This is a genomic window from Streptomyces sp. NPDC102467 (assembly GCF_044765445.1).
Taxonomy (GTDB): Bacteria; Actinomycetota; Actinomycetes; order Streptomycetales; family Streptomycetaceae; genus Streptomyces.
Genome location: NZ_JBIWKA010000031.1, coordinates 15,795 through 38,265, shown reverse-complemented (window position 1 = coordinate 38,265; position 22,471 = coordinate 15,795). Strand labels below are relative to the sequence as shown.

The following is a 22,471-nucleotide window of genomic DNA, read 5'->3' as shown; positions in this document are numbered from 1 at the left end:
CGGGGTCATTTGCTGCGGTGAAGTGGCGAATTGGTGCTGAGCGGGGGGTATTGATCGATGCTTTCCGAGGTGGGACTGTTTCTGTGGTCGATGATGCAGGTGTAAAGAAAAAGTTACGCACGAAGGGGGATGCCCACGCTATGGTGGATGGTGACCCAGGGGCTCACCACGAAGGAGTGTCGATGCCGCCCTCCCGTGACGACTCACGCTCCCTTGCCGACGCGCTCGACTCCCTCATCCGGATGCACGCACGAGCCGACGGCAGGCAGGACATGAGTTCGCAGGAGGTGGCGGCTGCCATCCGTGCGAAGGGCGGCAACATCTCGCACACGACGATCTGGAAGCTGCGCACCGGGCTGGAGACCAACCCCCGGGTCGACACCCTGGGGCTGCTGGCCGAGCACTTCGGTGTGTCGGCGAAGTATTTCTTCGACGAAGAGTACGCCGACACCGTCTCCCGGCAGCTGAGGCTGCTCGGTGCCGTGCGCGACGGGAAGTTGCTCGGGGTGGCCGCCAGACTCGGCGAGCTCTCGCAGGCCGGCCAGAAAGCCATCGCGGACGTGATCGAACGGGTTCTCGACGATGAGCAGGAGGGGAAAGCTCCGGATGCTGGGACACGGGGGGCGGGGAACCAGGAAGCGGCGCAAGGAGCTGCGCGTGCGCAGCAAGGCGATGCTGCACACGCTGGGTCTGGAGCACCCGCGCTCGGTGGCAGAGATTCTCGACGTACTGGCCCGCGCGAGAGATAGGCCCATAGAGGTCATCCCGATGGTGCTGCCCAAGCCGGGGCCGTGCGGCGTGTGCGTCGCCACCCGGCACGTGGACGTCATCGTCCACGAGGCGGAGACGAGCAAACCGCATCAGGAGCACATCGTCCTGCACGAGGTGGCCCACATGATCTGCACGCACGTGAGCGTCGACTCGTTGCGCAGCGAGCAGGTCGCCGGTCTGCTCTTCCCCGACCTCGACCCGGCCTATGTGCGCACCGCCCTGATGCGGTCCGCGTACGACTGCGATCAGGAGCAGGAGGCCGAGGTCATGGCCACCGTCCTGCTCGACCGGCTCAACCGCCCGCGTGAGCGCACCTGGCACGCGCACAGCCGGCTCACCACCGACCTCGACCGGTTCCTCAAGCGCCCGTGATCACGGTTCTGTTCCCGGTCGCCGCGGCGATCGCGGGGCTGAGCCTGGCGTACAAGCTCGGCCATCTGTTGCGCGGGCCGCGGACCCCCGCGCTGGCCACGCTCTGTCTGCTGTTCGCCTCGTCGATCGTGGTGTTCGCCCTCACCGCCCCCGCCGTCGCCGCGCGGGTGGACGACATCATCGGCGTACCCGGCTGCGCGTTCATCGGCCGTACCGTCGGCAGCATCATCCTGCTGATCAGCGAACAGTTCCTGCTGACCGCGTGGGTGAGCACCACAACTCGTATGCGCGTGGCCGCGAGAATCGCCATCGCCGCCGAATCCGTGGCCGTACTGACGCTGCTGGTGCTGTTCTTCCTGGACCGCCACTACACCCAGGGTTCGACGAACGCGCTCTACGGCACCCCGACCGACGGCTACAAGTCCGCCTACATGATGGTCTACATCGTCGCCTGCATCGGCGGCGAACTGCAGATCGGCACCCTGGGCAGCACCTACGCCCGCAGGGTCGGCAGGCTGTGGCTGCGGCGCGGCCTGCGCCTCGTGTCGCGGGGGGCCTATCTCACCCTGGTGTTCGCCACGGTCCGGGTCGCCATGGTCCTGGGCGTCCCGCTCGGCCCCCTCGGCGCCATCGGCCTGTGGCTGGGCAGCGCCGGTGTCATGGTCAAGCTCATCGGCTGGACCATTCCCAGCTGGGCCCCCTCCGTCGAAGCGGCGGCGTCCCTGGTCCGCAGCCACCGGGACCACCTGCGGCTGCGGCCCCTGTGGATCTCCCTCTACCGAGCAAATCCGGACATCGCCCTCGACGCCCCACGCACTCTCTTCCACGAGGCCCTCTCACTCCACGACGCCGACTACAGCGTCCACCGCCGTGTGATCGAAATACGTGACGGTCTCGTGGCCCTGACTCCGTATCTCGACGAGCCGACCGAGGTCGACGACCCGGTACTGGCCGCCGACCGGATAGCGGCCGGGCTGCGCAACCGGCTGAGTCATTCCTATGCGCGATCCGAGCAGAATGGTTACCACTCCTGCGGGGCCGAAAGGGATCTGGCGGGCGAACGCGTCTGGCTCACCGAGGTTTCCAGGGCCTTCACCCGCCAGCACGTCCGGCTGAAAGACAGCTGAGAGCGCGTCGGCCGGGGGCCGCCGCACCTCACTCCTCGAGGTGCGTCCGGTCGGCCCCGGTCAACGCGTCGTGCAGATAGGGCGCGAGCGCCGCGGGCGACGGAAGGTCCATCAGCGCCTCCAGCGGAACGGTGAGCCCCGTCGCCACGCAGAGCCGGTTGCGCAGCTCCAGCGCGGTCAGCGACGAGAAACCGATCTCGAGGAACGGCGCGGCCGGGTCCAGCGCCGACGGTGTGCCGTGGCCGAGGACGGCCGCGGCGTGTTCGAGAACCAGGTCGAGGACCATCCGCTGAGCCGCTTCGGCCGGGGCGTCGGCCAGTTCGGCGCGGAGCCTCGCCGCCCGGTCCGGGTCGGGCCCGGCGGGCCCCGGTACGACGGGCGGCGCGGGGCGGACCCGGTCGCGCCACCGGCTCAGCGACCGCAGGACGACGGCGGCGGTCGCGGGATCCAGCCCGGCGGCCTCGGGGTCGTCGAGCTCGGCCAGGAGGGCGTCGACATCCTGTGCTTGCACCGCCGACCAGAACCGGTCCTCGGCGGGCGAGGTCGCGGCCACCGCGTCGAGCCAGTAGCGGTCACGGCGGAAGGCATAGGTGGGCAGGTCGACCGCTCCCGCCGCCGGGTGTGCCGCCGCGAAGTCCACGGTGGTTCCCGAGACGTGCAGTTCGGACAGCGCGGTGATCAACGAGGTCGTCGACGGGCGGTCCGGACGCTGGGACGCCGTGACGGTCCCGGAGTCCGGCAGGCACTCCCGCACCATCGGCGTCAAGGCGGCACTCGGACCGACCTCCAGGAAGCGCGTGGCCCCGGCGTCCTGGAGCCCGGCGAGGGCGTCGGCGAACCTGACCGGCGCCCGGACCTGGCGTACCCAGTACGTGGCCGAGTCCATCTCCGTGGCGGGCTTGCCGGTGACCGACGAGATCACCGGCAGCTCCGGCGGCCGGAAGGCGATCTCCGCCAGCGCCTCGCGGAAACCGTCGAGGACTCCGTCCATGTGCGCGGAGTGGAAGGCGTGGCTGACCCGCAGCCGGTTCACCTTCCTGCCCGCCGACCGCCACTGGGCCGCCAGCGCCCGTACGGCCTCCGAGTCCCCCGAAATCACCGTGGAGCGGGGGCTGTTGACCGCGGCGATCGACACCGACCCGGGCGCCACGTCGGACAGCGAGGCGGCGATCTCGTCCTCGCTCGCACGGACGGCGGCCATGGCGCCGCCCTCCCGGGCGCCCGCCATCGCACGTCCGCGGGCCACGACCGCGGCGCAGGCCCCGGGCAGGTCGAGGACGCCGGCCACCTGAGCGGCCGTGATCTCACCGATCGAGTGGCCGAGCACCAGATCGGGGTGGACGCCGAAGGACGCCAGCAGCCGGACCAGCGCCAGCTCCACGGCGAACAGGGCGGGCTGGGCCAGCTCGGTCCGGTGTACGTCATCGGTGGCCATCGCCGCGCGCAACGGCCGCTCCAGGAGCGGGTCCAGATGTCCGCAGACCTCGGCCAGTGCCTCGTCGAAGACGGGGAAGCGGGCGGCCAACTCCACGCCCATGCCCGCGTGCTGGGCGCCCTGGCCGGAGAAGACGAACGCGAGCCGGCCGGGCGTGCGGGGCCCGGTGACGACTCCGGCGGCGCTCCCGCCCTCGGCGAGCGTCTGGAGGCCGTCGAGCAGTTCGGCGCGGTCGCGGCCCACGACGACGGCCCGGTGGTCGAACGCGGGCCGGGTACGGGACAGGGACCAGGCCACGTCCGCCGGAGCGAGCGTGTCGTCGACCAGCACGTGCTCGCGCAGCCGCGCCGCCTGGTGCCGGAGCGTTTCGGGGGCCGAGGCGGACAACGGCCAGGCGAGCGCGCCCGGTTGCGGTGCGGCCGCCCGGGCCGCGGAGGTCGCCGGGGCCTCTTCGAGGATCACGTGCGCGTTGGTGCCGCTGATGCCGAACGACGACACCGCCGCCCGGCGCGGCACCGGACCCGCCGGCCACGGCGCGGGCTCGACGAGCAGCTCGACCGGGCCCGAGGACCAGTCCACCATCGGCGTCGGTTCGTCCACGTGCAGCGTCTTCGGCAGTACGGCGTGCCGCAGCGCCAGCACCATCTTCATGATCCCGGCCGCGCCGGCCGCGGCCTGCGTGTGACCGATGTTCGACTTCACCGAGCCGAGCCGTACCGGATCCTTCGCCTCCTTTCCGTACGTGGCGAGCACGGCCTGAGCCTCCACCGGGTCGCCCAGTGGGGTTCCGGTGCCGTGCGCCTCGACGACGTCCACATCGGCGGGGGTCAGGCGCGCGTCGGCCAGCGCGGCACGGATCACGCGCTGTTGCGCCGGACCGTTGGGGGCGGTCAGACCGTTGGACGCCCCGTCGGAGTTGACCGCGCTGCCGCGGACGACGGCCAGGACGCGGTGCCCGTTGCGCTGGGCGTCGGAGAGCCGTTCCAGCGCCAGCGCACCGGCGCCCTCGCCGAAGCCGACGCCGTCCGCCGCGGCGGCGAACGAGCGGCAGCGGCCGTCCGGGGACAGCCCCCGCTGCCTGCTGAACTCGGTGAACACGCCGGGCGTCGACAGCACGGTGACGCCGCCTGTCACCGCCAGGTCGCACTCACCGGCGCGCAGGGCGCGGACCGCCAGGTGCACGGCGACCAGCGAGGACGAGCACGCGGTGTCCACGGTGACCGCGGGGCCTTCGAAGCCGAAGGTGTAGGCGACCCTGCCGGAAGCGACACTGGCCGCCGCGCCGTTGCCGACGAATCCCTCCAGCTCCGGCGGCACCACGCCCAGCCTCGTCGCGTGCTCGCTGTACATCAGCCCGGCGAAGACGCCCGTACGGCTGCCGCGCAGCTCGGCGGGGACGAGCCTGGCGTCCTCCAGCGCCTCCCAGACCGTCTCCAGCAGGACGCGTTGCTGCGGATCGGTGGCGAGCGCCTCGCGCGGGGCCATGCCGAAGAACTCCGCGTCGAACGCGGTGGCGTCGTGCAGGAAGCCGCCGTGCCGGGTGTACGAGGTGCCGGGGTGGTCCGGATCGGGGTGGAACAGCGACTCCAAGGGCCAGCCCCGGTCCTCGGGGAACCCGCTGATGCCGTCCCCGCCGGACTCCAGGAGCCGCCACAGGTCCTCGGGCGAGCGTACGCCGCCGGGGTACCTGCAGCCCATGCCGACGATCGCGACGGGTTCGGCCGCCCTGGCCGCCTCGCTCCTGGCCTTGTGCAGTTCGGTGGTGGTCCACCGCAGGTAGTCGGCGAGGGTCTCGTGGTCGGTCATGCGCGGTTCCCTCCGGTGGCGACCCGGCCCAGATCGCGGTCGATGAAGTCCAGGAGTTCGGCGATCCCGGCCGTCCTGATCCGGTCGGTGACCGCGTCGGCGGCCGCGTCGGCGGGGACCGGCTCGGCTCGTCCGCCCAGCCCCATCCCGGCGGCGAGGTGCTCGGTGAGAGCGGCGGGCGTCGGGTGGTCGAACACCGCGGTCGCGGGCAGCCGCAGCCCGGTCGCCCTGCCGAGCCGGTTGCGCAGCTCGACCGCGGTCAGTGAGTCGAAGCCCAGGTCCCGGAAGGCGGCGTCCCTGTTCACCGGGTGGCCCGCCGGCTGGCCGAGCACCTCGGCGACGGTCGCCCCGACCAGTTCGGCGAGGGCTGCGGGGGTGCGCTCGCGCAGCTCCGCGCCCGCACGGTCGTGACCGGTGTCCGCGGGCACCAGCCCGCGCAGGGCGGCGGGCACGTCGTCCGCGGACCGGCCGCGCAACGCCGAGAGGCTGACCCGGGCGGGGATCGGCACGGGTTCCTCGTGGCGCAGGGCGGCGTCGAAGGCGGCCAGCGCGTTCGCGGTCGGCATCGGCGCGATCACCGTGTCGGTGCGGGCGGACTCGTTCATGCCGCCCGCGGTGTCCCACAGCCCCCAGGCCAGGGCGACGCCCGGCAGGCCCTGGGCGCGCCGGTGCCGGGCCAGGCCGTCGAGGTAGGCGTTGGCCGCCGCGTAGTTCGCCTGGCCGACGCTGCCGATCACGCCTGCGATCGAGGAGAACAGCACGAACGCCGTCAGCGGGCGGTCGCGGGTCAGCTCGTGCAGGTGCAGGGCGCCGCGCGCCTTGGCCGACCAGACCTCCTCGAACGCCTCCGGGCCGAGGTTCTCGACGGTCGCGTCGGCCAGTACGCCCGCGGCGTGCACGACCGTGTCCGGCTCGACGGCGGCGACCACCGCGGCCAGCGCGTCGCGGTCGCCGACGTCGCACGCGAGCAGTTCGGCGACCGGTCCCAACTCGGCCGCCAGCGCCCGGCCGCGGTCGGAGTCCGGGCCGCCGCGACTGATCAGCACGAGCCGGTCGACCTCGTGCCCGGTGGCGAGGTGCCTGGCCAGGGCGGTGCCCAGGGCGCCGGTCGCGCCGGTGACCAGGACGGTGCCCAGGCGTGGTGTTGGACCGGGCGCGGGGGGTGACAGCCTGGCCAGCCGGGGGACGAGCGCCGCGCCGCCGCGCAGAGCGGTCTGGGGCTGCCCGGACGCCACGACCCGTCGCAGCAGGGGGACGTCAGGCGCGTCGGCGTCGATCACCAGCAAGCGGCCGGGATGCTCCGCCTGTACCGCGCCGGCCAGGCCCCACAGCGCCGCCTGCGCCGGGTCGACGTCCGTGCCGTCCTCGGTGGCGGTGCCACCGGAGGTCACCAGCAGCACGTCCGCGTCGCTCGCGAGGGCGCTTTGCAGGGCGGCGAGGGCAGCGGCGGCGTCGGCCGGTGCGTGGTGCGCGGAGGACCGCACCGCTTCGGCGGCCCACCGCGGGCCCAGCACGACCCAGTCGCCGGCGGGCGTCGCGGGCGGGGGCTGCCAGCCCTGCCAGTTCAGCCGGTACATCGGTTCGGCCGCGGCACCGGCCGGTTCGCGCAATGCGAGCGATTCCACCGTCAGCACCGGGCGGCCCGCGCGGTCCCAGGCGGTCAGCGAGACGGTGTCCGGGCCGGTGGGGGAGAGGGCGACGCGGACGGCGTCGGCGTCGGCGCGGTGGAGCCGCACGCCGCTCCAGACGAACGGCACCCGGCCGCGGTCCGCCGTGGCGACGAGCACGTGCAGGGCCGCGTCCAGCAGGGCGGGGTGCACCCCGTAACCGGGGTCGTCGCCCCTCGCCGCCTCCGCGTACAGGTCGTCCCCGTCCCGCCAGGCCGCGCGCAGCCCGCGGAACGACGGGCCGTACGCGTAGCCGTGCGCCGCCAGGTCCTCGTAGAGGCCCGCGATCTCGATCGGCTCGCCGCTCGGCGGCCAGGACGAGGGGGCGGCGGGCACGGCCCGGTCGCTCAGGGTTCCTCGGGCGCAGCGGTGCCACGTGCCGTCCCGGCGGGCATGCACCTCCACCTCGTCGCCGCACACCGCGAGCTGCACCTCGGTCGGTCCGTCACCCAGTACGAGCGGTGTCTCCAGCGTGAGTTCCTCGACGGTGCGGCCCGTGTGCAGCGCGAGATCGAGCAGGGCGGTGCCGGGCAGCAGCGCCTGCCCGTGGATCACGTGCTCGGCCGTCCAGGGATGGAGATGGGCGGAGAGGTGCCCGGAGTGCACGCGGCCGCCGTCCACCAGCTCGACCGCCACCGGCAGCAGGGGGTGCCGGCCCGCGGCGGTGGAGGCGGCACGCGGCAGCCAGTGCCGCGTGCCCTGGAACGGGTACGTCGGCAGGGCCGTCGGCCGCGCGCCCGGCCACAACGCCTCCGGGGCGGGTTCGGCGCCCTCCAGCCAGGCCGCGGCGATCACCTCGGCCAGGGTCTCCCGGGGCGGCCGGTCCCGGCGCAGGCAGGCGGTTCCGTCCGTGAGCCGTGACAGCACGGCGTGCGGCCCGAGTTCGACGGTCGTGTGGCCGGCCAGCCGGGCCGCGGCGGCGGCGAAGTCGACGGTGGCGCGGATCTGGTCGGTCCAGTACTCCGGTGTGGACGGATCGCCCGGCGCCGTCGGCACCATGGGAATCTCCGGTGCGCGGTACCGGACGCGGCGGGCGGTCTCGCGGAAGGCGTCCAGGACCGGGTCCATGTGCGGGGAGTGGAAGGCGTGGCTGGTGCGCAGCTCCCTGCTGCCGGGGAAACGCGCCGCGAGCTCGCGGACCCCGTCGGCGTCGCCGGAGATCACCACGTCATGCGGTGAGTTCTTCGCGGCGATGTCGACGCCGTGCGGCAGCAGGGGGCGTATCTCGTCGGCGGTCGCCCGCAGCGCGGCCATGGCGCCGGTTCGCGGGAGCGCGGCCATGAGGCGGGCGCGGGCGGCGACGAGCGTGCAGGCGTCGTCGAGGCCGAGGATGCCGGAGACGTGAGCGGCCGCCAGTTCGCCGACGGAGTGCCCCGCCGTCGTGGCGGGGGTGATGCCCCAGTGCTCCAGCAGCCTGGCGAGCGCGACCTGAAGGGTGAACAGCGCGGGCTGGGCATGGCCCGTGTCGTCCATGTCCTCGGCGAACAGGGCCTCGCCGACACGGGCGTGGATGTCGTCCACCACGGAGGCGAAGAAAGGCTCGCTGTCGTACAGGGCGCGGCCCATGCCCGCGTACTGCGCACCCTGCCCGGTGAAGACGAACGCCGGTCCCGCCCCGGGCGCCCCCGTGCGCAGTTCACCGGCGACCAGGGCGGCCCGGTGCGGCAGGCGGGCCCGGCGCAGCAGTGTGGCCGCAGCGTCGGCCGTGGCGTCCACGTCGCGGAGACGGTCCGCGTACGCGTGCAGCGCGTCCTCGGACCGGGCCGAGAACAGCAGCGGGCGCGGTGCTTCCGGGGCGTCGGCCGGGTCCGGTTCGGGGACGTGTTCGAGCACCAGGTGGGCGTTGGTGCCGCTGATGCCGAAGGAGGAGACCGCCGCCCGGCGCGGCCGGTCGTGCTCGGGCCATGCGACGGCCTCGGTCAGCAGCGACACCGCGCCGCCGGACCAGTCCACGTGCGGGGTCGGCTCGCCGATGTGCAGCGTCCGGGGGGCGCGGCGGTGCCGCATCGCCTCGACCATCTTGATGATGCCGCCGACGCCCGCCGCGGCCTGGGTGTGCCCGATGTTCGACTTCAGGGAGCCGAGCAGGAGCGGGGCCGTGCGCTCGCGGCCGTAGGTGGCCAGCACCGCCTCCGCCTCGATGGGATCGCCCAGCTCGGTACCGGTGCCGTGCGCCTCCACCACGTCCACGTCGGACCCGGTCAGCCCGGCGTCGGCGAGGGCGGCGCGGATGACCCGCCGCTGGGCCGGTCCGTTGGGAGCGGTGAGCCCGTTGGACGCACCGTCGGAGTTGACCGCCGAGCCGCGCACCAGCGCCAGCACACGATGGCCGTTGCGGCGAGCGTCGGACAGCCGCTCCAGGAGCAGCATCCCCGCGCCCTCGCCCCAGGCGGTGCCGTCGGCACCCGCGGCGAACGCCCGGCATCGGCCGCCGGGGGACAGCGCGCGCTGCTTGCTGAACTCGACGAACGTGGTCGGCGTCGCGAGCACGTTGACCCCGCCGGCCAGCGCCAGGTCGCACTCGCCGTCGCGCAGCGAGCGCGCGGCCAGATGGACGGCGACCAGTGAGGAGGAGCACGCGGTGTCGACCGTGAGAGCGGGGCCCTCGAACCCGTACTGGTAGGCGATCCGGCCGGAGGCGAGGCTGGTGGTGTTGCCGGTGGCCAGATGGCCCTCGTAGTCGTGCGGGGCGCCCGTCGCGTACTCGCCCGCGATGACCCCGGCGAACACGCCGACGCGCTGCCCCGCCGCCGAGGAGGGATCGACCCCGGCGTTCTCGAACGCCTCCCAGGTGACTTCGAGCAGCAGCCGCTGCTGTGGGTCGGTCGCCGTGGCCTCGCGCCGGCTGATGCCGAAGAAGTCCGCGTCGAACAGGTCGGCCTCGTGCAGGAACGCGCCCTCGCGGACGTAGGAGCGGCCGGGTGCGGCGGGGTCCTCGCTGTAGAGCGCGTCCAGGTCCCAGCCCCGGTTCGACGGCAGCGGGCCGACGGCGTCCACCCCGGCGTCCACCAGCCGCCACAACGCCGCGGGGGAGTCGGCCCCCGCGGGGAACCGGCAGGACATGCCGACGATCGCGATCGGGTCCTCGCCGCGGGACGCGGAGGTCTCCGCGCCGCGGCGTACAGGGGTCTCGTCGGGGGCGTCGTCGCCCGTGCCGACCAGCTCACCCGTGAGATGGCGGGCCAGCGCCGCCGGGGTGGGGTGGTCGAAGACGAGTGTGGTGGGCAGCCGCAGGTCCAGGGCCATGGCGATGCGGTTGCGCAGCTCGACCGAGGTCAGCGAGTCGAACCCGAGATCGCGGAAGGTACGGGCCGGGCCGACCGGATCCGCGTCCGGATAGCCGAGCGTTGCCGCCGCCTCGGCGCGGACGAGATCCACGAGCGCGGCCTCCCGCTGCTCGGCCGGAAGCCCGGCGATGCTCCCGGCGCGGTCCGTGCCCGCGACGGCCTCGCGCCGGGTCCGGGTGGCCGCCAGAGCGCGCAGGAGCGGCGGCACCGGGGAACGGAGCGCGCGCGGGTCCACGTGCACGCCGGCGACCTCCGCGCGGTCGGTGGCCAGCGCCGCGTCGAACAGCTCCAGCGCCTCGCCGTCCGGGAGCGCGGGCAGACCGGCGCGGGCCATCCGGGCCCGGTCGGTGGCGGTGAGGCGGCCGGTGATGCCGGTCGGCCGGTCCCACAGGCCCCAGGCGACCGAGGTCGCGGGCAGGCCCAGCGCGGCACGGCGCGCGGCGAGGCCGTCGAGAGCGGCATTGGCCGCGGCGTAGTTGGCCTGCCCCGCACTGCCCAGCAGCCCCGCGGCGGAGGAGAACAGCACGAACGCGGCCAGGTCGGCGTCGGCGGTCAGCTCGTGCAGGGCGAGCGCGGCGTCGAGCTTGGGCCGTTCGGTGCGCCGCAGACGCTCCGGGGTGAGCTCGGTGACCGGCCCGTCGTCGACGACACCGGCCGCGTGCACGACGGCGGTGAGAGGGTGCTCGGCGGGGATCGCGGCCAGCGCCCGCGCGAGCGCGTCGCGGTCGGCGGCGTCGCAGGCGACCACCGAGACCCGGGCGTCGACCCCGGACAGTTCGGCGCTGCCGCCGGAACGGCTGAGCAGCACCAGGTGGCGTACGCCGTGCGCGGTGGCCAGGTGCTCGGCCACGGCGCGGCCGAGCCCGCCGGTGCCGCCGGTGATCAGGACGGTGCCGTCGGGGTCCAACGGGCGCGGGACGGTGAGCACGACCTTGCCGATGTGCTTGGCCTGCGCCAGGTGCCGCAGCGCCGCCGGGGCCTGCCGCACGTCCCATGCCTGGACGGGCGGCGGGAGCAGCACGCCGCGCTCGAACAGCGCGACGATGTCGGTGAGCATCTCCTGGATGCGGTCCGGCCCCGCCTGGTCGAGGTCGTAGGCGGTGTACCGGACGCCCGGGTGGGCCCGCGCGACCTCGTCGGGGTCGCGCACGTCGGCCTTGCCGATCTCCAGGAACCGGCCGCCGCGCGGCATCAGCCCGAGCGACGCGTCGAGTAGCGGGCCGGTGAGCGAGTTGAGTATCACGTCGAAACCGGCGCCGCCGGTCGCCGTGCGCAGCCGGTCGGCGAACCCGGCGTCGCGCGAGGAGCCGAGGCGCCGCGCGGGCACCCCGGTGGCCGCCCACTTCGCCGGGCTCGCGGTGCCGTACACTTCCGCGCCCCAGTGCCGGGCCAGCGCGACCGCGGCCATGCCGACGCCTCCCGCCGCCGCGTGCACCAGGACCGACTCGCCCGCCGCGAGGCCCGCCAGATCGCGCAGCCCCCGGTAGGCCGTCAGGTAGACGACGGGGATCGCGGCGGCCTGCGCGAACGACAGGCCGGCGGGCACCCGGGCCAGCATCCGCCGGTCGGTGACGGCCAGCGGCCCGGCGGCCCGGCCGAACAGCCCCATGACGCGGACGCCGGGTTCGAGGTCGTCGACGCCCGCGCCGACCTCCACCACCACGCCGGCGGCCTCGCTGCCGATCTCCGCCGCGCCGGGGTAGGTGCCGAGGGCGATGAGCACGTCGCGGAAGTTCAGGCCGGCCGCCCGCACCGCGACCCGGACCTCGCCGTCGGCCAGCGGGCGCTCCGCCTCGGGGGCGGGCGCGAGCAGGACACTGTCGGTCGTGCCGCTCCGCTCCGCTCCGGTCAGCCGCCAGGGACCGTCCGCCGGTGGACGCAGCCGGTCGCCGCCGCGGGCCAGCCGGGGGACCAGGGCCGTGCCGTCGCGCAGCGCCAGCTGCGGCTCGTCCGCGCCCACCACGGGGTCGTCGTCGCAGTCCGTGTCCACGAGGACGAACCGGCCGGGATGCTCGGTCTGCGCGGAGCGCACCATGCCCCACACACCGGCCCGTTCGGGGACGGGAACCCGGTCGCCCGGCGCGGCCGCGACGGCGTCCCTGGTGACGACGGCGATCGGGCCGTCCTCGCCGGCCAGGTGCTCCCGTACGGCGGCCAGCGCCTCGGCGGCCGTCGCGCACCGCACGACCGGCAGCGGCTCATCGACGGCCTCGACCGGGGCGGGTGACCAAACGAGCCCGAGGAGATGGTCCGGCCGGGCGGCGCGCGGGTCCACGGCCCGCATCACCAGCTCCTGCACCGTCAGCAGCGGCGCGCCCGAGCCGTCCGTCAGTTCCAGGCGGTACGTCTGCGGGCCGGTCGGGCGCAGCTCGACTCTCGCCTCGACGGCTCCGTCGGCGTACCGGCGCACCCCGGAGAAGCTGAACGGCAGCCGCACCGGGCCCGACGGGCCGGCGTCCGCGACGAGGCCGATCGTGTGCAGTGCGGCGTCGAGCAGCGCGGGGTGCAGACCGTACCCGCCCTGCTCGGTCTGTGCGGGCAGCCGCACGTCGGCGTAGACCGCGCCCGCGGCTCGCCACGCCGAGCGGAGCCCCTGGAAGACCGGGCCGTAGGAGTAGCCGGAGGCGGCCAGCCGCGCGTAGAACCCGGACACGTCGACCGGCTCGGCATCGGAGGGCGGCCACGCGGTCTGTCGGGTCCGGTCGGTCCGGTCGGTCTGGTCGGGCCCGGGAGCCGGCTGCCCGCCGAGGACGCCCTCGGCGTGCATGGTCCAGTTGTCCCGACGCTCGGAGTGGATCGTGACGGAGCGCCGGCCGTCCTCGTAGGGGCCGACGACGAGCTGCACGGTGAGCGGGGCCCGCTCGGGCAGCACCAACGGCGCGTGCAGGGTCAGTTCCGCCACCCCGTCGAGGCCGGCCAGGTCCGCGGCGTGACAGGCCATGTCGGCGAACGCGGTCCCGGGCAGGAGCGCCGAGCCACCGACCGTGTGATCGGCGAGCCACGGGTGCGAGCGGGTCGAGAACCTGCCGGTGAGCACCAGCTCGTCCCGGTCGGCCAGCCGCACCACGGTGCCGAGCAACGGATGACCCCCGCCCGCCGCCCCGGCGGTGGACACGTCGCCGTCGCCCGGAGTCAGCCAGTAGCGGTCCCGGCGGAAGGGGTAGGTGGGCAGCGCGACGCGGACACCGCCGCTGCCGTCGAAGTACGCGGCCCAGTCCACCGCCGCTCCCCGCCCGTGCAGCGTCGCGAGGGTCTCGGTGACCGTACGGTCCTCGGCCTGCCCGGGGCGGGCCACCGGCAGCAGGGCGACGTCCGGCTGCCCGTCCAGAACCCGCGCGGCCATGCCGCACAGCACGGCGTCCGGCCCGACCTCGATGAACGTCGCCGCGCCCTGCTCACGGGCCGCGCGCACCCCGTCGGCGAACCGCACGGTGGCGCGCGCGTGCTCGACCCAGTACCGCGGGGAGCACAGCTCGTCGCCCACCGGACGGCCGGTCACCGTGGACACCACCGGGACCGTCGGCTCGTGGTAGGCCAGCCCCTCGGCGACGGCACGGAAGTCGTCGAGCATCGGATCCATCGCGGGGGAGTGGAAGGCGTGGCTGACCCGCAGGCGCCGCGTCCGGTGCCCCCGCGCCGCCAGCTCCTCGGCCAGCCCGAGCACCTCGGGCTCGGCACCGGACAGGACACCGCCGTCGTCGGTGTTGACCGCGGCCACCGCCACGCGGTCGGCCACCGGCGCCACCCGTTCGGCCAGCACGTCGGGAGGGGCCTCCACGGCCACCATCGCGCCGCCGGGCGGCAGCGCGCTCATCAGCTCGCCGCGCGCCCGCACCAGCGCGCAGGCGTCGGCGAGCGAGAGCACACCGGCCACGTGCGCCGCCGCGATCTCGCCGACCGAGTGCCCGACCAGGACATCGGGCCGTACGCCCCAGTGCGCCAGCAGCGCGCACGCCGCCACCTCGAACGCGAACAGCGCCGCCTGCGCGTACCGGGTGTCGTCGAGGCGTGCGCCGCCCTCCTCGACGACATCGGGCAGCTCGTCGCCGAGCAGGGCGGCGCACTCGGCGAAGGCCGCGGCGAAGACGGGGAAGCGGGCGGCCAGTTCGCGGCCCATGCCGGCGCGTTGGCTGCCCTGCCCGGTGAACAGGTACGCCGTGCCGCCCAGCTCCCCGGCGCTCTCCCGGCCACGCGCGGCGGCCAGCCCGGCGAGCGCCTCGGCCCGGTCGGCGGCGACCACAGCCGCGCGGCGGGGCAGCGCGGTGCGATGGCGGGCCAGCGTCACCGCCATGTCGGCCGGCCGTAGCTCCGGGGTGTTCTCCGCGTGGGCGGCCAGTGTCGCGGCGAGAGCGCGGACACCGTCGTCGTCCGGACCGGACAGCAGCAGCGGTACCGGCCCTGCGACCGCCGGGCCCGGCTCGGGGCTCTCGGTGCCGGCAGCCTGTTCCAGGATGACGTGCGCGTTGGTTCCGCTGATCCCGAACGAGGACACGGCGGCCCGGCGCGGGCCCTGCGAGGTCCACGGACGGGCCTCGGTCAGCAGCTCGACCGCGCCGTCGGACCACGGCGCGTGCGGGGTCGGCGCGTCCACGTGCAGGGTCCGCGGCATGGTGGCGTGCCGGATCGCCTGCACCGCCTTGATCACCCCGGCCACGCCCGCCGCGGCCTGGGTGTGGCCCAGGGCCGACTTCACGGACCCCAGCCACACCGGCGTCTCGCGCTCGCGGCCGTAGGTGTCCAGCACGGCACCGGCCTCGATCGGGTCCCCCAGGGTGGTGCCGGTGCCGTGCGCCTCCACGAGATCCACGTCGGCGGCCGACAGGCCCGCGTCGGCCAGCGCGCCGCGGATCAGCGCACGCTGTGCCGCCCCACTGGGCGCGGTCAGCCCGTTGGAGGCGCCGTCGGAGTTGACGGCGGTGCCCCGGACGACCGCCAGGACGGGGTGACCGTGCGCCACGGCGTCGGACAGCCGCTCGACCAGGAGCATCCCCGCCCCCTCGGCGAACGCGGTGCCGTCCGCGCCCGCCGCGAACGCCTTGACCCGCCCGTCCGGGGCGAGCCCGCGCTGGCGGGCGAACTCGGTGAACACGCCGGGGGTGGCCATCACCGTCGCGCCCCCGACCAGGGCCATCCCGCACTCGCCCCTGCGCAGCGCCCGCACCGCCAGATGCAGGGCGACCAGGGACGACGAGCAGGCGGTGTCCAGGCTGAGCGCGGGCCCCTCGAAACCGAAGGTGTAGGCGATGCGGCCGGAGGCGACGCTGGACGTCGTCCCGGTCAGCAGGTGGCCGCCGACCCCGTCGGCCGGCCGGTGCAGGCGGTTGGCGTAGTCCTGGGCGATGACCCCGACGAACACACCGGTGTCGCTGCCGCGTAGTGCGGCGGCGTCGATGCCCGCGCGCTCGAACAGCTCCCACGACGTCTCAAGGAGCAGCCGCTGCTGCGGGTCGGTGGCCGCCGCCTCCTTGGGGCTGAGCCCGAAGAACCCGGCGTCGAACCGGTCGGCCTCGGCGAGGAACCCGCCACGCTCGACGTAGGTGGTGCCCGGTCGGTCCGGGTCGGGGTGGTGCAGCGCGTCGAGGTCCCAGCCGCGGTCGGCGGGGAACGGGCCCGACGCGTCCCGGCCCTCGGCCAGCATCGCCCACAGCCCCTCGGGATCGCGGACGCCGCCGGGGTAGCGGCAGCTCATCGAGGTCACGGCGATGGGTTCCCGCTCGGCCTCGGTGATCTCGCGCAGGCGCTGTCTGGTCCGGCTGAGGTCAGCGGTGACCCGCTTGAGGTAGTCCCGCAGTCGGTCATCGGTCGCCTCGCTCACGACACCTCCAGCTCGTTGTCGATGAAGTCGAACATCTCGTCGTCGGAGGCCCCGTCGAGCCGTGCGTGCCCGCTGTCCGGGCCGAGCCCGGACAGCAGTTCGCGCAGCCGTGCACCGGCCCTGGCCAGCTGGTCGGGGTCGCGCTCCGCACCGATCGCCCGCGCGAGCCGGTCCAGTTCGCCGTCCAGGGTCCGGGGCGGCTCGGCCGCCGTGCCGCCGCCGAGCCGCTCGGCCAGGTGGGCGGCGAGCGCCTCGGGGGTCGCGTGGTCGAACACGAGGGTCGCGGGCAGCGTCAGGCCGCTGGCCGCGGCGAGCCGGTTGCGCAGCTCGACCCCGGTCAGCGAGTCGAAGCCCAGCTCCTTGAACGCCCGCGTCCCGGTCACCGCGTGCGTGCTGTCGTGGCCCAGTACGGCGGCGGCCGTGCCGCGCACCAGATCGAGCAGCAGCTCGCTCCTGCCGCGTCCGGACAGCCCCGCCAGCCGTTCGGCCAGCGACATCCCGGCCGCGCCCGCCTCGCGCAGCACCGGCCGGCGCGGCCCGGCCAGCGCGCGCAGCGCCGGCGGCACCCGCTCGGCCCGGCGCAGCGCCGCGGTGTCGACGGTCGCCGCGACGACGGTCGTGCCCGGCCCGTCGAGCGCGGCGTCGAACAGCGCCAGCCCGTCGGCGTCGGACATCGCGGGCAGCCCGTCCCGGGTGAGGCGGGCGCGCGCGGCGTCGTCGAGGTGTCCGGTCATGCCGCTGGCGGTGTCCCACAGGCCCCAGGCGATGGAGGTCGCGGGCAGGCCGCGGGCCGCCCGCGCCCGTGCCAGGCCGTCCAGGTAGCCGTTGGCGGCGGCGTAGTTCGCCTGGCCGGGCCCGCCCAGCGTGCCGGTCAGCGAGGAGAACAGCACGAACGCCGCGAGGTCGGTGTCCGCGGTCAGCTCGTGCAGGTGGTTCGCCGCGTCGGCCTTCGGACGCAGTACGGCTTCCAGCTGCGCCGGGGTCAGCGCGTCCACGGTGGTGTCCGCGAGGACGCCCGCCGCGTGGACCACCGCCGTCAGCGGGTGTGCGTCCGGGATCGCCGCCAGGACGGCCGCGAGCTGCTCCCGGTCGGCGGCGTCCGCCGCGACGACGGTCGCGGTCGCGCCGAGGCCGGACAGGTCCACCTCGCCGCCCGAACGGCTCAGCAGCACCAGGTGTCTGGCACCGCGCTCGACCATCCTGCGGGCCACCAGCCTGCCCAGGGTGCCGGTGCCGCCGGTGATCAGCACGGTGCCGTCCGGGTCGAACGGCTGCGGCACCCGCAGCACCACCTTGCCGATGTTGCGGGCCTGGGCGAGGTGCCGGTAGGCGTCGCGGGCGTGCCGGATGTCCCACGCGGTCACCGGCAGCGGCCGCAGTGCGCCCGAGGCCAGCAGCGCCGCCAGTTCGTCGAGCATCTCGCGGATCCGGTCCGGCCCCGCCTCCGCGAGGTCGAAGGCCCGGTAACCGGCGATGCCCGTACGGATGTCCGTCTTGCCCAGCTCCAGGAACCGGCCGCCGGGGCGCAGCGTGCGCAGCGACGCGTCGACGAACTCGCCCGCTAGGGAGTTGAGGACGATGTCGACCTCGGTGAACCGGTCGGCGAATTCCAGGGTCCGTGACGAGGCCACGTTCTCCGGCGGCAGGTCGAGTGCGGACCACTTGTCGGGGTGCGCCGTCCCCAGCACCTCCAGGCCGAGGTGGCGGGCCAGTTGCGTCGCCACCATGCCGACCCCGCCCGCGGCCGCGTGCACGAGGACCCGCTCGCCCGCGCGCGCCCGCGCCAGATCGACGAGCCCGAAGCAGGCGGTCAGGAACACGATCGGCAGCCCGGCCGCGTCCGCGAGACCCACCCCCTCGGGGATCTTGGTGACGAGCCTGCGGTCGGAGTGCGTCACCGGTCCCGCACCGCCCGCGAAGAGCCCCATCACCCGGTCGCCCGGGCGCAGGTCGTGGACGTCGTCGGCCACCTCGGTCACCACGCCGGCGCCCTCGGTGGAGGCCATCCGGTCGTCGTCGGCGACCATGCCGAGGGTGATCAGCACGTCGCGGAAGTTCACGCCTACCGCGCGGACGGAGATACGCACGTGTCCGGCGGGCAGCGGATCCTTCAGGGCGGGGCAGGGCTCCAGCTCCAGCGCGTCGATGCTGCCCCGATCGCCGCGCGCGAGCCGCCACGGTCCGGCGGGCACCGGCAGGCCGCCGTCGGCCTGCGTGAGCCTGGCCGCCAGTACCCGGCCGTCACGCACCAGTTGCTGCGGCTCGTCGGCCGTGGCCCGCACCGGCGCACTGCCGTCGCTGTCGACGAGCGTGACCCGGCCCGGGTGCTCGGCCTGCGCCGTGCGGGCCAGACCCCACACGGCGGCGCCGACCGGGTCCTGTGCGTCAGGGCCGGCGGCCCGGCGGGTCACAACGGTCAGCTCCGGGCCGCGCCGGACCGCGTCGAGGGCCGTGGTGAGGGCGCGGCGCACGTCCGTCTCGCCGGTGAGGTCGAGGACGTTCTCGTCGCCCGACTCCGCCTGGTCCACGTCGACCCAGCCCAGCTCGTACAGCGGCGGACGCGGGGCGAGCGCGTCGGCGTCGACGGGACGGGTCGTCAGCTCCTCGACGGTCACCACCGGCCGGCCGTGCTCGTCGGTGGCCGTCACCGAAATGGTGTCGTTGCCGAGGTCGCGGATCTCCACCCGGATGCTCCGCGCGCCGACCGCGTGCACGGTCGCGCCGCGGCACGAGAACGGCAGCCGCAACGGCGCGTCCAGGGCCGCCGCGTGCAACGCGGCGTCCAGCAGGGCCGGGTGCACGTCGAAGGCGCCCGGCTCCACGGGAAGTTCGACCTCGGCGTGGACGGCGCCCGCTGACCGCCACATCGCGCGCAGCCCCTGGAAGGCGGGGCCGTACCGGGCGCCCGCGTCCGCCAGCCGCTCGTAGGCGTCGGACAGGTCGACCGGCTCGCCCTCCGGCGGCCAGGACGGCAGGCCCGCGACGGCCGACTCCTCCTCGACGAAGCCGGTGGCGTGCGTGGTCCACGCCGATGCGCCGGTCCGGCTGTGGATGCTGATCTCCTGGGCCCCTTCGCGCTCCTGTCCGAGCACGACCTGGAGCGTGGCCTTCCGCGCGACCGGCAGCGGCGCGAGGAGCGTCAGCTCGGCGACCCGGCCGCGGCCCACCTGACGCCCCGCGTGGGCGGCCAGTTCGACGAAGGCGGTCCCGGGCAGAATCGCGGTGTCGCCGACCGCGTGGTCGGCGATCCACGCGTGCTCCACCGGGTCGACGGTGCCGGCGAGGATCAGGCCGGTCGTGCCCGCTACGGGGACGGCGGCGGCGAGCAGCGGGTGGTCGGCGTCGTCGAGCCCGAGGCCGAGCCCGGTCGCGGGGGTGGCGACCGGGTCGACGCGGTGCCGTCGGCGTTCGAAGGGATAGGTGGGCAGGGCCACCGGCGGCGCCTCAGGGATCAGCTGTCCCCAGTCGACCGGGGCGCCCAGTACGTAGGCTTCGGCGGCCGCCGTCCGGAACCGCTCCAGGCCGCCCTGGTCGCGGCGCAGCGTGCCCGAGGCCGGATGATCGAGACCGACGGCCAGCACCGGGTGCGGGCTGACCTCGAGGAAGAAACGGTTGCCCGCGGCGGCGAGCGCGTCCGTGGCCTCGGTGAAGCGCACCTTCTCGCGCAGGTTGCTGTACCAGTAGCCGGCGTCGAGGGCGGCGGTGTCGAGCAGGCCGCCGGTCAGCGTCGAGTAGAACGGCACGGTCGACGAGCGGGGGCGGATGCCGGCCAGGGTGTCGGCCAGCTCGCCGCGGATCAGCTCGACCTGTGGGGAGTGCGAGGGGTAGTCCACCGGGACCCGGCGGGCGCGGACCTTGCGCGCGGCGCAGTCGGCCAGCAGCGCGTCCAGCGCCGTGTCGTCGCCGGCGACCACGGTCGTACGCGGTCCGTTCGCCGCCGCGACCACCACCCCAGGGGGCAGTGATGCCTCGACCTCGGCCTCGGGCAGGGCGATCGAGACCATCCCGCCCAGCCCGGCGATCGCGCGCAGCGCCCGTGCGCGCAGCGCGACCACCTGGACCGCGTCGTCGAGGTCGAGCGCGCCCGCCACATGGGCGGCGGCGATCTCGCCCTGGGAGTGTCCGACCACGGCGTCCGGCCGCACGCCGACCGACTGCCACAGCCGCGCCAGCGACACCATCACCGAGAACAGCGCCGGCTGGACGATCTCCACCTGGTCCAGCGGCCCCGACAGCTCCTCGACCAGGTCCCAGTCGACGAACCGGCGCAGCGAGCGCGCGCACCGCTCGACGGACTCCGCGAACACCGGTGAGTCCGCCAGTAGTTCACGGGCCATTCCGGACCACTGCGTCCCCTGCCCGGGGAAGAGGAACACCAGCCCGCCCGAGCCCGCTTCGCCGCTCATGACGTCCCGGGCCGGGACGCCGTCGCACAGTGCGCGCAGGCCGGCGTCCTTGTCGCCCAGGAGCACCGCGCGGTGCGCGAAGTGCGAGCGCCTCGTGGCCAGGGTGTGCGCGACGGCGGCCGGGGGCGCCGAGGGGGCGGCGTCGACGAGGTCGGCGGCGCGCCGGCGCAGCGCCGTGGCCGTCCGTGCGGAGAGCACCCACGGCAGGCCGCCCGCCGGCTGAGGGGCGTCGACGGGATCGGCCGCTGCGGGCTCCGACTCTGCGAGTGCCGGCTCCGCGGGTTCCGGTTGTTCGAGGATGACGTGGGCGTTGGTGCCGCTGATGCCGAACGACGAGACCGCGGCCCGTCGGACCCGGCCCGTCTGCGGCCACGGCGTGGACTCAGTCAGGAGGCGGACCTCGCCCGCGGTCCAGTCGACGTGGGGGGTGGGGTGGTCGGCGTGGAGGGTGGGGGGGAGGGTGGCGTGGTGCATGGCCTGGATCATTTTGATGATGCCGGCGACTCCGGCGGCGGCTTGGGTGTGGCCGATGTTTGATTTGAGGGAGCCGAGCCAGAGGGGGTGGGTGCGGGCTTGTCCGTAGGTGGCGATGAGGGCGGTGGCTTCGATGGGGTCGCCGAGGGTGGTGCCGGTGCCGTGGGCTTCGACGGCGTCGATGTCGGCGGGGGTGAGCCGGGCGTCGGTGAGTGCGGCGTGGATGACGCGTTCCTGGGAGGGGCCGTTCGGCGCGGTCAGCCGGCTGCTGGCGCCGTCGGAGTTGACCGCGCTGCCCCGCAGCACGGCCAGGACCGGGTCGTTGTCGCGGCGGGCGTCGGAGAGCCTGCGCAGCACCAGTACGCCGGCGCCTTCGGCCCAGCCGGTTCCGTCCGCCGCGGCGGCGAACGGTTTGCACCGGCCGTCCGGGGCCAGCCCGCGCTGCCTGCTGAACTCGACGAAGGTGTCCGGGGTCGCCATCACGGTGACGCCGCCCGCGACGGCGCGGTCGCACTCACCCCTGCGCAGCGACTGCGCGGCGAGGTGCAGGGCGACCAGCGACGACGAGCAGGCGGTGTCGACGGTGAGCGCGGGGCCCTCGAAGCCGAAGGTGTAGGCGATACGGCCGGAGGCGATGCTGCCCGCGCTGCCGTTGCCGAGGTAGCCCTCGTACTCCGGTGGCATGGGGCGCAGCCTGCTCGCGTAGTCGTCGTACATCACGCCGACCCACACGCCGGTCCGGCTGCCGCGTACGGCGGCGGGGGACAGGCCCGCCCGCTCCAGGGCCTCCCAGGTGATCTCCAGCAGCAGCCGCTGCTGCGGATCGGTCGCCGCCGCCTCGCGCGGGCTGAGACCGAAGAACTCCGCGTCGAAGTCGTCGGCGTCGTGGAGGAAGCCGCCCTGGCGGGTGGTCGCCGTGCCGGGGTGGGCGGGGTCCGGATCGTAGAGGGAGTCCACCGGCCAGCTGCGGCCGGTGGGGAACGGGCCGACCGCGTCGGTTCCCTCGGCCACCAGCCGCCACAGATCCTCCGGCGTACGCACTCCGCCCGGGTATCTGCAGCCTGCGGCCACGATCGCGATCGGTTCGCTGCTGCCGGCCCGCACCTCGTCGAGCTCTCTGCGGGTTTCGCGCAGTTCCGCCGTCGCCCGGCGCAGGTAGTCCCGGAGCCTGTCCTGGTTGCTCGCTTCGCTCTGCACCCGCTCGAGGCTCACGACGAGGGCTAACGAGCCCCTTGCCGGAGTCTAAAACCCGGCGGCCTTTAGAGCGCGGGAAGGTCGAGGCAAGGGGGGCCGGGGAGGCTGGCGGCGCCA

The 22,471-nt window shown here is 75.0% G+C and carries 4 protein-coding genes and 2 pseudogenes; 3 read left to right on the top strand and 3 right to left on the bottom strand.

The features are described from left to right. The first annotated feature begins 272 nt into the window (after positions 1-272). Genes ACIREE_RS39940 through ACIREE_RS39930 form a run of 3 tightly spaced genes read left to right on the top strand, consistent with a single transcriptional unit; the run spans position 273 to position 2,270 of the window. Positions 273-749 (top strand): XRE family transcriptional regulator, encoded by a 477-nt coding sequence (locus ACIREE_RS39940; protein WP_404164081.1) that lies wholly within the window; start codon positions 273-275, stop codon positions 747-749. After that, the gene (locus tag ACIREE_RS39935) at positions 709-1,143 is read left to right on the top strand and encodes a toxin (RefSeq protein ID WP_404164078.1); all 435 of its coding nucleotides are present in this window, start codon (positions 709-711) and stop codon (positions 1,141-1,143) included. The genes ACIREE_RS39940 and ACIREE_RS39935 overlap by 41 nt, the downstream gene beginning before the upstream one ends. After that, positions 1,140-2,270: an MAB_1171c family putative transporter gene (locus ACIREE_RS39930; protein ID WP_404164076.1), complete on the top strand. Its 1,131-nt coding sequence runs from the start codon at positions 1,140-1,142 to the stop codon at positions 2,268-2,270. Before ACIREE_RS39935 ends, ACIREE_RS39930 begins: the two co-directional genes overlap by 4 nt. A 28-nt stretch (positions 2,271-2,298) precedes the next feature. On the opposite strand, the gene ACIREE_RS39925 is transcribed toward ACIREE_RS39930, so the two are convergent. From ACIREE_RS39925 to ACIREE_RS39915, 3 genes and pseudogenes are all read right to left on the bottom strand, one after another. Continuing rightward, the gene (locus ACIREE_RS39925) at positions 2,299-5,481 is read right to left on the bottom strand and encodes a type I polyketide synthase (RefSeq protein WP_404164114.1); all 3,183 of its coding nucleotides are present in this window, start codon (positions 5,479-5,481) and stop codon (positions 2,299-2,301) included. Positions 5,482-5,507: 26 nt separating this feature from the next. Further along, a pseudogene (locus ACIREE_RS39920) lies at positions 5,508-16,280 on the bottom strand (SDR family NAD(P)-dependent oxidoreductase); the annotation flags it as partial. Continuing rightward, positions 16,277-22,330 (bottom strand): annotated as a pseudogene (locus ACIREE_RS39915) (SDR family NAD(P)-dependent oxidoreductase); the annotation flags it as partial. The pseudogenes ACIREE_RS39920 and ACIREE_RS39915, both read right to left, overlap by 4 nt. Positions 22,331-22,471 lie beyond the last annotated feature (141 nt).

Excerpts from the sequence above, each read along its gene's own strand:
- ACIREE_RS39940 (WP_404164081.1), top strand. The coding sequence starts at position 273 with ATGAGTTCGCAGGAGGTGGCGGCTGCCATCCGTGCGAAGGGCGGCAAC.